Source organism: Kitasatospora sp. NPDC059747, assembly GCF_042732955.1.
Lineage (GTDB): Bacteria > Actinomycetota > Actinomycetes > Streptomycetales > Streptomycetaceae > Kitasatospora.
The window spans coordinates 68,844-79,530 of sequence record NZ_JBHWGV010000037.1; the positions used below are offsets into that span (position 1 = coordinate 68,844).

General features: G+C 74.4%; 6 protein-coding genes. All 6 read right to left on the reverse strand.

The genetic code is table 11. The features are described 5' to 3' along the window. Positions 1-132: 132 nt before the first annotated feature. A complete protein-coding gene (locus ACFV4G_RS18435; RefSeq protein WP_380441512.1) occupies positions 133-834 on the reverse strand; it encodes a hypothetical protein in 702 nt (233 codons plus the stop codon). 55 nt (positions 835-889) lie between these two features. Further along, positions 890-1,213: a hypothetical protein gene (locus ACFV4G_RS18440; protein WP_380441514.1), complete on the reverse strand. Its 324-nt coding sequence runs from the start codon at positions 1,211-1,213 to the stop codon at positions 890-892. A gap of 17 nt (positions 1,214-1,230) precedes the next feature. Next, entirely contained in the window at positions 1,231-3,429 is a 2,199-nt protein-coding gene (locus tag ACFV4G_RS18445; protein ID WP_380441517.1) for a glycoside hydrolase domain-containing protein, read from the reverse strand. 62 nt (positions 3,430-3,491) lie between these two features. Continuing rightward, entirely contained in the window at positions 3,492-6,119 is a 2,628-nt protein-coding gene (locus ACFV4G_RS18450; protein WP_380441525.1) for a SpoIIE family protein phosphatase, read from the reverse strand. Positions 6,120-6,337: 218 nt separating this feature from the next. After that, the gene (locus ACFV4G_RS18455; RefSeq protein ID WP_380441518.1) at positions 6,338-8,488 is read right to left on the reverse strand and encodes a SpoIIE family protein phosphatase; all 2,151 of its coding nucleotides are present in this window, start codon (positions 8,486-8,488) and stop codon (positions 6,338-6,340) included. Between the two features lie 651 nt (positions 8,489-9,139). Next, positions 9,140-10,546, reverse strand: a complete 1,407-nt coding sequence (locus ACFV4G_RS18460) for an FG-GAP-like repeat-containing protein (RefSeq protein WP_380441520.1) — start codon at positions 10,544-10,546, stop codon at positions 9,140-9,142. Between the last annotated feature and the right edge of the window lie 141 nt (positions 10,547-10,687).

Genomic DNA, 10,687 nt, shown 5'->3' on the forward strand with positions numbered 1-10,687 from the left:
CCAACCACCATCCCGCGCCGCTGAGCGGCCTCCCCCCCCACCCACCCGCGATGCCCCGCCCCCCACCCCCCGCGCCCGCCGCCCCCCCCGCCCGCGGGCCGCCCCGCCGCCCCGGGCCGCGTTGACGGACCGTCAGGACGCGCGCTGCGCCCGGGCGAGCCGGTCGGCCTCGCTGCGGCGGGCCGGGGCGAGCACGTCCACCGGGGTGCCCGCACCCTCGCCGGGACGGGCGCCCCAGCCGCGCAGGCGGTCGGCCAACTGCCGCACCCGGCGGTCCTCCGGGCCGGGGACGAGGTAGAACAGCGACTCGTCCACCTCGGCGTCATCCCCGCCCCAGCGCACGACGCCCTCGCACTCGGAGAGGATGTCCCGCAGCACCAGCTCCTGGTGGGCGAAGAGCCCGCCCTTCGCCGAGGCGCCGGGGCGGATGCGCACGGCGGTGCCGGAGGCGAGGTTCGACTCCGCGGCGCCCGCGCGCAGGCCGCCGATCGCCTGCCAGCCGAGCAGGTCGCCGCTCGGGAGCTCCTCCACCTCGTAGTGGAAGCGCCGGATCACGTGGACGAGGATCTCCTCCGCGTCACCGATCCGGATGTCGACGGTGAGGCCCGTGCCGGCCACCGGGCGGGTCCAGACCGTGGAGACGTGGTTCGCCTCCTTCTCGATCGTCCAGCCGTTGGCACTGGTCGGGAGCTTCTTCGCCGGGACGCCCGGCTCGGCCGTCCCCTTCGACGGTGCCGCCGAGGCGGTGCCGGGGAGCAGCGCGCCCAGGGCCGTGGCCGCGCCGACGACGGCGGCACCCTTGACCGCGGCCCGCCGCGTGAATCCGATCTGCACGTCTTCCATTTCCTTGTGTCCCCCTATGTCTTCCGTCTTCCGGTAACGCCGTCTGCTACAGAACGACGATCAGCACGAGCGTGGGCACGAGCAGCAGCAGCGCGCTGACCGGCCAGTACGCCCGGCCCGAGCCCGGGGCCGTCCGCCGCCGCACGGCCCGGTTGGCGAGCCACCACAGCAGCGTGAACACCCCCACCACCGGGACCAGGACCAGCAGCATCGGCAGGACGCCGTCGTTCTCGGTCGGCTCCCGCGTGGTCCAACCCAGGGCGGCGAGCGGCCAGTTGGCGGCGAAGTACCAGAGCAGCCAGACCGGCACGACGGCGGGCAGCCCCAGCAGCAGGTTCAGGGCGGCGGCGGCCGGCGAGTACGTGCGCATGTGCTCGTGCCCCGGGCTCACTTGCTGCGCGACAGCAGGTTGTAGTTCTCCAGCACGTTGTACAGCCCGATCAGCTCGCGGCCGTACTGCTGCGCCGCGTCTCCGAGGCCGTTGTAGCGGGCGAGCAGCGCCTGGGTGTCGGCCTGGCCGGTGGTCAGTCCGGGCCGGGCGATGCCGAGCTGGCGGGAGTTGTAGATCGTCAGGTAGGTGACCGAGCGGATGTTGTAGGCCGGGTCCTGGAGGTTGTCCCAGACCTCCCGCAGGTTGGCCTCGGTGAGCTTCGTCCCGTTGATCAGGCCCTCGCTCAGGCAGTGGTTGCGGGCCTCGATGGCGATCCGGGCGAAGATCTGGCCCCAGCCGGTGCTGCAGTCGTCCTTGAGGCCGTTGCGGACGGCGGCGTCGGCGGCCACGTCGAGCGCGTTGAGCTTGCGCAGCTCCCACAGCACGGGGGCCTGGATCAGCGCCTTGCGCAGCTTGAACTCGCGGGCGAGCGCGGTGAACAGCCAGTCGGCGCTGAGCACGAGGTCGAAGGCCTTGGTGGTGGAGACGCCGCCGAGGGTGGCCCAGTCCTTGTCCGTCCAGCCGTCGCCGCCGGTCTCCGGCACGCCGATCGAGGTGAGGTAGCCCTGCACGTCGCGCAGCATGGCGTCGCGGTAGGCGGTCTTGTCGAGGTCGGTGTCGAGCCCGGCGACGGTGCCGGCGCCGGGGTCGAAGTCGCCCTGGCCGGTGTCCCGGCCGGAGGCGATGTCGGTGTCGATCTCGATGGCCGACGCGCCGCTGCCCACCGTGACGGTGGCGATCTGGTCGAACGCCCAGTTGCTCGGCATCGGGTAGCCGAGGTTGCCGGAGAAGCCGCTGGACATGTCGGAGACGAAGCTGGTCCGGGCGAAGCCCGCGTCGGCCACCCGCTGGCACACGTTGCGCGGCCCGTAGACGCCGACCTGGTAGGACGAGTTCTCGCTCACGGTGTGGTGCACGCCGCGGAAGTGCGGGATGACGTAGCTGCTGACCTCGCCGTCCATGGCGTCGTAGTCGACCGCGAAGTAGATCGTCGTGCCGGCCTTGAAGCCGTGGAAGCGCGCCCACTCGATCGCGCGGAACGCGTCGCTGGTGCCCTGGTTGTAGCTGAAGTAGTCGGCCGACCGGCTCCACGTCTGGTAGATCGGGAAGCAGCGCAGCCCGTACTGCCTGATGGTGTCCAGCTCGCCGGGCTGGATCTGCTTCTCCGGCAGGCTGGTGGTCGACGGGTTGGACAGGTACCGGCCGACGTACTGGTAGCCGGCGTCCTTGAGGGCCTGCGCGCGGGCCGGGGTGATCTTGGTGACGCCGTCGCAGGCGCTGCCGCGCCGGCTCTGGTCGCCGTAGGAGACGAGCAGCGAGGCCCAGGTCTGGAAGTCGCCGACGCCGGTGACCGGCAGCTTGACGAAGGACTGGAACGCCTCGACCCCGCTCTTCACGGCGGCCGTGAAGTCGCCGAACGCGACGTCCCGCCGGTTGAGCACCATCGCCGCCGTGAACAGCATCGGCCAGGTGCCGGTGGCGCCGGCCGAGACGGTGTGGCTCTTGAGCCCCGCCTGGGTGCCGGGCCCGAACGCGCCGTTGGCGGTGCCGTCGGCCATGCCGATCTCGTACTGGATCGCGAACAGCATCGACTTGGCGACGTCCCGCGAGTGGTGCCCGTCGCAGGGGATCACGAAGAAGTCCCTGCGGTTGACGTAACGGCCGTTCAGCCAGCGCTGGATGGCCCGGATGCCGTCCGTCCCGTCGCCGACGGTGACGTACGCGTCCATGGTGAGCAGGCCCTTGACGACCTTGGGTTCGAGCGAGCTGCCAGGGAACACCCCGTCGAGGCCCATGTGGAGCTTGAGCTTGGCGACCGCCGCCCTGACCCGGCCGTTGTACGTGCCGTCGATCTCGCCGCCGTCGTAGCCCTTGCAGTACAGGGCGGCCTGCAGGATCCGGCAGAAGTTCGCGGACGGGACGGTCGTCTCGTCCAGCTTCGGGTACTTGGCCTGCAGCGTCGACAGCGTGGTCGGGCCGAAGGAGTTCGAGAGGGAGGTGATGCCCATCTCGTACTGGAGCGCGCGGGTCAGCGCGTACATCACCGTCCAGCCGGTGCGGCCGTCCTCGTCCAGCTTCGAAATCCCAAGCGTGGCACCGTTGTTGTAGGTCGTGTTGACGAACCTCTGAGCCAGCCGGACCATCTCGTCAGCCATGGGCTGCGATCCCCCCGTTCGCGCCTCGCCACGGCTCCTCTGCCGCGGCACGGCCACGAACTTTACCAGGGCTTTTCCTGGCCTTGGCGATCGGATTGCAGGAACTGCTCGGCCCAGATGATCTTGCCCTCGGCGGTGTAGCGCACGCCCCAGCGGTCCGTGAGCCGGGCCACCAGGTACAGGCCGCGCCCGCCCTCGTCCTCGTCGGCCGCGTAGCGCAGGTGCGGGGAGGTGCTGCCGGTGTCGGAGACCTCGCAGATCAGCGTGCGGTCGTACAGCAGCCGCACCCGGATCGGTCCGCTCCCGTAGCGGATGGCGTTCGTCACCAGCTCGCTGAGCACCAGCTCGGTGACGAACCCGGCCTCGTCCAGGCCCCAGTCGCCGAGCCGCCGGACGGCCTCGGCGCGGACCTCCGCCACCGCCTCGAACTCGGCGCTGACCTCCCACCCGGCGATCCGCTCCGGAGCCAGCACCCGGGTGCGGGCGACGAGGAGCGCGATGTCGTCGCTCTGCCGCGCGGGCAGCAGGACGTCGAGCACGGCGGTGCAGACCTCCTGGGGCGAGCGGCCCGGACGGCCGAGGGTCTCGGTGAGGAGGTCCAGGCCGACCCCGACGTCGCGGGTGCGGTCCTCGATGAGGCCGTCGGTGTAGAGCACCAGGCTGCTGCCCTCGGCCAGCCGCAACTCCGCGGCCTCGAACGGCATTCCGCCCAGACCGAGCGGCGGACCGGCCGGCAGCACCGGCAGCTCCACGGTCCCGTCCGGGTGGACGAGCGCGGGCGGCGGGTGCCCGGCCCGGGCCAGGGCGCAGATCCCGGTCGTCGGGTCGTAGATGCAGTAGAGGCACGTCGCGCCGGTGATCGCGTGCTCCCCGTCGGAATCCGCCGTCTCCTGGTCGATGTGGGTGACCAGCTCGTCCAGGTGCCCGAGGAGTTCGTCCGGCGGCAGGTCGAGGGTGGAGAAGTTCTGGACGGCGGTGCGCAGCCGGCCCATGGTCGCGGCGGCGTGCAGGCCGTGGCCGACCACGTCGCCGACGACCAGCGCGACCCGGGCGCCCGGCAGCGGGATCACGTCGAACCAGTCCCCGCCGACCCCCGCCTGGGCCGGCAGGTAGCGGTGGGCGACGTCGACGGCGCTCTGCTCGGGCAGGGCCCGCGGCAGCAGGCTGTGCTGGAGCGTGACGGCCATCGTGTGCTCGCGCGTGAAACGGCGGGCGTTGTCGACCGACACGGCGGCCCGCGCGGTCAGCTCCTCGGCCAGCGACAGGTCGTCCTCCTCGAACGGACCCCGCTCCCGGCCGCGCCAGAAGCACGCGACGCCCATCAGCACGCCCCGCGCCGTCAGCGGCACCGCGATCAGCGAGCCCAGGCCGAACTCCAGCACCGCCTGGGTGCGTTCGGTGTCCTGCCGCCGCCACCCCGCGTCGGCCGCCAGCTCGGGCACCAGCGTGGAGCGCCCGCCGACGAAACCCTCCGCCTGCGGGGTGCTCCCGGCCCACCGGACCAGCTCCCCCCGCGGGTACAGCGGCGAGTCGTCCCTGATCCCGTCGACCGAGACCCGCCGCAGCTCGACCGGCTCGCCGACGGCCGGCGTCCGCGGCTCCTCACCGCTCAGGACCGCCTCGGCGAGGTCGACGGTCGCGAAATCGCAGAACTCCCGGACGGCCATCCCCGCGAGCTCGTCCGCGGTGCGCCGCACGTCCAGCGTCGTGCCGATGGCGACGCTCGCGTCGTAGAGCATCCGCAGCCGGCCGCGGGCGGTCTCGGCCCGCCCCGCGAGGGCGCGCAGCTCGGTGGAGTCGCGCAGCGTGGTGACGCTGCCGGCCGGGCCGTCCCCGCTGTCGGTGGGCCGGGTGTTGACGGCCAGCAGGCGCTCGCCGACGGGGAGCACCTCGTCGCTCACCTCGCGGCCGGACACCAGCAGTTCGGCGGTGCGCGCGGCGAGGCCGAGGTCCGTGACGGCGCGCCCCTCCGCGTCGGCGGGCAGGTCGAGCAGCCGCCGCGCCTCGTCGTTGGCGAGCAGGATCCGGCCGTCCCCGCTGACGATCACCACGCCCTCGCGCACCGCGTGCAGCACGGCGTCGTGGTGCTCGTACATCCGCGTCATCTCCTCCGGCCCCAGGCCGTGGGTCTGGCGCAGGAGCCGCCGCCCCACCAGCGCCGTCCCGCCCGTGGCGACGCCGAGCGCGACGGCGCCGGCCCCGAGGACGACCGGCAGCTGGCGGTCGATCGCGCTGCTGACGTTGGCGACCTTCATCCCGGAGGACACGATGCCGACGACAGCGCCGTTGGAGTCCTCGACCGGCACGACGACCTGGTACTCCTGGCCGAGCGGCCCGTGCACCTGCTCCACGGTGACCTTGCCCTCCAGCGAGGGACCGATGGTGCCGACGAACTTCTTGCCGATCAGCTGCGGCTCGGGGTGGGTGTAGCGGATGCCGTTGCGGTCGGTGACCACGATGAAGTCGACCATGGCCGCCTTGCGGGCCGCCTCGGTCAGCGGCTGGAGGACGGCGCTGGGATTCGGCCCCTCCATCGTCGCCACCAGGCCCGGACCGTGGGCGAAGCTCTCGGCGGCGGCGAGCGAGCGGTCACGGGCCGCGTCGAACCGGTCACTGCGGGACTGCACCAGCAGCGCCACGACGGCCACCACCACGAGCAGCAGGACGATCAGCACCTGGAGGACGAACATCTGGCCGGCGACGCTGCGGATCCCCAGCACCGACCGCGGGCGCCGCGCCGGAGGTTCCCGCGGTACCGGATTCGGGTGTCGCCGCTCCCGGCGGCCACCCGGTCGGCCCGGGGGCAGCCGGGGCGTGGGGCCCTGGTCCGCGGCCATACCCCCATGATCCCGCCCCGGGCGCGGGCGGAAACGTCGGACGGGAACGTCGTGCGGGCCGGCGCACGGGCTCAGCGCGGGACGGACCGGACCAGCAGCAGCGCCACGTCGTCGGTGCGGTGCTCTCCGTGCCCGGCCCGGTCGATCAGCGCGTCGGCCAGCCGGTCGAGCGGCTCTGCGCCGCGCCGGGCCAGCGTCGCGACGAGGCCGGCCAGCGCCCGGTCGGGATCGGCCCCGGGGGTGTCGACCAGGCCGTCGGTGTACAGGACCAGCGTGGTGCCGACCGGCAGGGGGACGGAGATCTGCGGGTACTCGGCGGCCGGGTCGACGTTCAGCACCATCCCGACGTCCGGCTCCAGCACCTCCGCCCGGCCGTCCGGCCCGTACAGCAGCGGCGCCGGGTGCCCGGCGTCGGCCAGCCGGGCCTCGCGCCGGGCGAGGTCGACGCGCAGGTAGGCGCAGCTGGCCAGCAGCGCCGTGTCCAGGTCGGCCAGCAGGCGGTTGGTGCGGCACAGCACGGTGCCCGGGTCGGCGTCGGCGGACGCGAAGGCGCGCACGGCGGTGCGGACCTGGCCCATGAGCGCGGCGGCGTTGACGTTGTGGCCCTGGACGTCGCCGATGACGACGGCGACGTCGTCGGGCCCGACCCGCAGGAGGTCGTAGAAGTCGCCGCCGACGTCCATGCCCTCGGTGGCGGGCAGGTAGCGGGCGCGGACGTCCAGGCCCGGCACGGCGGGCAGCGCCCGGGGCAGCAGGCTCTCCTGGAGGCCGTGGGCCAGGCCGAGCTTGGTGTCGTACAGCCGGGCGCGGTCCAGCGCCTGGGCGATCAGCCCGCCGAGGGAGGTGAGGACGGCCCGCTCCTCCAGGTCGAAGCGGTGCGGCTCGGCGAAGGCGAGCACGCACGTGCCGATCAGCCGGCGCGAGGTCACCAGCGGCAGGTAGGCCCACGCGGCCATCCCGTCCTGCGTCTCGTGGCGGCCCGGGTAGAGCCGCTCCAGCTCCGCGCGGCTCTCGAAGTAGGCCGGCACGGCGTGGGTGGAGGCCCGGACGCCGGGCGTCGGCTCGGTCAGCGGGGTGCCGTCGAACTGGTCGACCAGGCCGGGCGGGTAACCGCGGTGGCCCGCGATGCGCAGCCGGCCGCCCTCGGCCAGCAGCACCGCCACCGCCCGGCCGCCGAAGGCCGGCACGATCTGCTCGGCGACCATGGCCACGACGTCCTGCACGCTGATCGCCTCGGTCAGCGCGCTGGCCAGGTGGAGCAGGTGGTACAGCGCGCCGGGCCGGGCCTGCACCGCCCGGTCGGCCGCCGTGCCCGCGGGCCGCTCCCGGCGGGTGCCGGCGACGGCGGTGAGCGGGGCGACGGGGGCGACCGGGGCGATCCGGACGGTGAGGCCGGTCGGGTCCGGGAACAGCTCGAACGACAGCCGGCGGTCCGGCGGCCGGACGGCGACGAACGCCGCCGACTGCCCGCTGATCACCGCCGCCCGGCAGTGGTACTCGTACACCGGATCGCGCAGCCACGGCAGCACCGCCCACGGCCGCAGGCCCAGCAGCCGCTCGGCCGGCTCCCCGAGCAGCTCGGCGGCGGCCGGGGTGACGGCGGCCAGCCGGCCGTCCAGGTCCAGCGCGCAGAGGCCCTCCGGGAGCCGCGCCGCCATCGCCGCGACCGGCTCGACCGGACGCCGCTCCGCCACCGCCGGGCGCGGGCCCGGGCGGACCGGCCGCCCGGCGTCGGCGGCCTCCGCCACTACCTGGGCCAGGCGTCCGGCGAGCGCGTCGAGCGCGCCGCGCTCCCAGGGCGACAGCTCGGGGGCGTGCGCGGCGGGCCACAGCACGAACAGGGCCCCGTACGTCGTCCCGCGCGCGACGAGCGGCGCGGCGGCCAGGCAGAACGCGTACGGCATCGCGACCGCGACCCTCGGGTACCGGCGCGCCAGCTCCTCCGCGCCGGCCACCCACACCGTCCGGCCGCCGCGCACCGCGTCGACCACCGGGATCGGCGCGGTCATGCCGATGTGCTGCCACGGCCTGGTGAACTGCCGGACGGCCCCCAGCGTCATGGCCAGTTCGAGCACCTGCCGGTCCTCCGACAGCAGGTAGACCCCGCCGAGGTGCGCGCCGAGCCGCTCCGGCGCCGACCGCAGGACCTGCCCGACGGCCTCCAGGCCCGGCTCCGCCGCCGTCCCCGCGTCCTCGGGGGACGCCTGCCGTGCCACGCCCATCACGATTACCCCATTCGGCCGACCGGCCCCCTCCCATAGTGGCCCGGCCGGGCGCCGTACGTCCCGTCGCCGCCGGGAACCACTGCGGACCCCGGCTACCGGATCCCGCCCGGCGCCGCCCGCGGCGCCGCCTCCCTGCCTCCCCGACGCCCCGGACGGCGTGACCACCACCGCCGACGACCCGACTGCCGAACCCCGGCCGGCACCGCCCTGCGCCGTCCCGCACGCCCCGACCGGCCCGGCCGCCCTTCTACCGGATCCCGCTCGCCATCCCCCGGCCGGTCGCCCTGGCCGCCCCGGGCCGCCTGCTGGTCTGCGGAGGGCAGCCCCAGCCGACTCGTCGACGCCCTGGTCCGGCGCGACCTCGCCGGCCGCGTCCCGCACGAGCAGGACGAGCGCGCCGTCCTGATCCACCTCACGGACGCCGGCCGCGCCCTGGCCGCCCGGCCGGGCGAGGCGGGCGCCCGCCTGACGGCAGAGGACGTCGAGACCCTCACCGCCCCGCTGCCCACCCTCCTCGACGGCACGGACGCCGCCCGGGCCGTCCGCAGCCGCTTCCCGCGCCAGGGAGCCGGCCTCCGGCCAAGAGGAAGGGGGCGGCGGCATCTGCCACCACCCCCTGGTCACGCCCCGTCGGTCAGGCGCCGCCGCTCAAGCTCCGCCGGCGATCTGGCCGAGGCCGGTCCAGCCGTCCGGGCCGCTCGGGTCGCCGCCGTTGTTGGCGTAGGCGGTGACGTGGCCCGCCGGGTCGGTCCTGAGGTAGTCGGCGTGGGTGTCGCCGGTGAAGTCGACGAGCTGGACGCTGGTGTGATCGGTGGTCACGCCGGTTGCGGTCCGGCCGATGTACTGCCAGCCGCCGTGGCCGTCGCCGCCCCGGTTGAGCCACGTGGAGACGGAGCCGTCCGGGTTGATGACGTGGTAGTCGGCCTTGCCGTCCCCGTCGAAGTCGGCCAGCCGGACCCGGCTGCGGTCGGTCGTGACACCCGTGGCCACCTGGCCGAGGCCGTACCAGCCGCCGGAACCGGCCGGGTCGCCGCCGCGGTTGAGGAAGACGGTGACCGAGCCGTCGGGCTTGATCAGCCAGTAGTCGGCCTTGCCGTCGCCGTCGAAGTCGGCGAAGCGCACCTGGTCCTGGTCCGTGGTCAGACCGGTGGCCACCTTGCCGATCGGCTGCCAGCCGCCGGAGCCGGCCGGGTCGCCGCCGCGGTTGAGCCACACGTTGACCGAACCGTCGTCCTCGATGGTGACGTAGTCGGGCTTGCCGTCGCCGTCGAAGTCGGCCCAGCGCACCCGGCCGCTGTCCCCGGCCTCGGTGCCGGCGCGCGGGACGGCGGGGCGCGGCGCCCAGCCGTCGGCGACGACGCGGTCGAGGGCGGTGTGGAAGACCTGGGCCATCTTGCGGTAGCCGTCGTCGTTGGGGTGCAGCTGGTCGGGCAGGTCGTGGGCGGCGTCGAGGTCGGCCGGGTCCACGTAGCGCACGTGCCGGCCGGCCTGCTGCCGGTCGGCCTCCAGGGCGGCGATCGTGCGGTTGAACTCGGCGGTCTGCTGTTCGAGCCCGGGCGTGGCGGTGAGCAGGCCCTGGATGACGACGGTCACCCGCGGCTTGTCGGTGTAGATGCGGTCGACGAGCTCGGACAGCGCGGTGGCGGCCGTGACCGGGTCGGTCTTGTCGAACTTGACGTCGTTGATCCCCAGGTGCAGCAGGACGACGTCCGGGTCGGCCGCGGTCAGCCACTGGTCGATGCCGGCGCGGATCTGCCGGATCTTGTAGCCGCTGTGGCCCTCGTTGTCCGGGTCCACCTGGGTGCCGGAGGAGTTCGAGCCCACCATGTCGATGGTGTAAGGGGACTGGTGCGCGGTCAGGTCCATCAGCGGCGCGCGGTAGCCGTCACCGCTGCGGCTGCCGGCCCCCCAGGTTATGGAGTCGCCGAGCGGCATGACCTTGATCAGTGGAGGTGAGGGCCGGGTGGCGGCCTGGGCGGTGGTCGGGGCCAGGCCGAGGCCGACGCCGGTCACGGCGAGGAGCGCCGCCAGTGCCCGGGGAACGCGAGGTTTCATGGCAGGGAGTACGGCCTTCGAAAGGGGCCGGCGCGCTGGCCGGCCGTGGGGTACGTGGTGCACGAGGTGGGCCGGCCGCTCCGCGCGCCGTGCGGCGGGGGGAGCGGCCGGGCGTGGGGCGACCGGGGTGACGGCCCGGCC

What these genes read in the sequence shown, in the direction of transcription:
- ACFV4G_RS18440 (WP_380441514.1), bottom strand. Translation starts at nt 1,213, where the DNA reads ATGCGCACGTACTCGCCGGCCGCCGCCGCCCTGAACCTGCTGCTGGGG.
- ACFV4G_RS18445 (WP_380441517.1), bottom strand. Translation starts at nt 3,429, where the DNA reads ATGGCTGACGAGATGGTCCGGCTGGCTCAGAGGTTCGTCAACACGACC.
- ACFV4G_RS18450 (WP_380441525.1), bottom strand. Translation starts at nt 6,119, where the DNA reads ATGTTCGTCCTCCAGGTGCTGATCGTCCTGCTGCTCGTGGTGGTGGCC.
- ACFV4G_RS18455 (WP_380441518.1), bottom strand. Translation starts at nt 8,488, where the DNA reads ATGGGCGTGGCACGGCAGGCGTCCCCCGAGGACGCGGGGACGGCGGCG.
- ACFV4G_RS18460 (WP_380441520.1), bottom strand. Translation starts at nt 10,546, where the DNA reads ATGAAACCTCGCGTTCCCCGGGCACTGGCGGCGCTCCTCGCCGTGACC.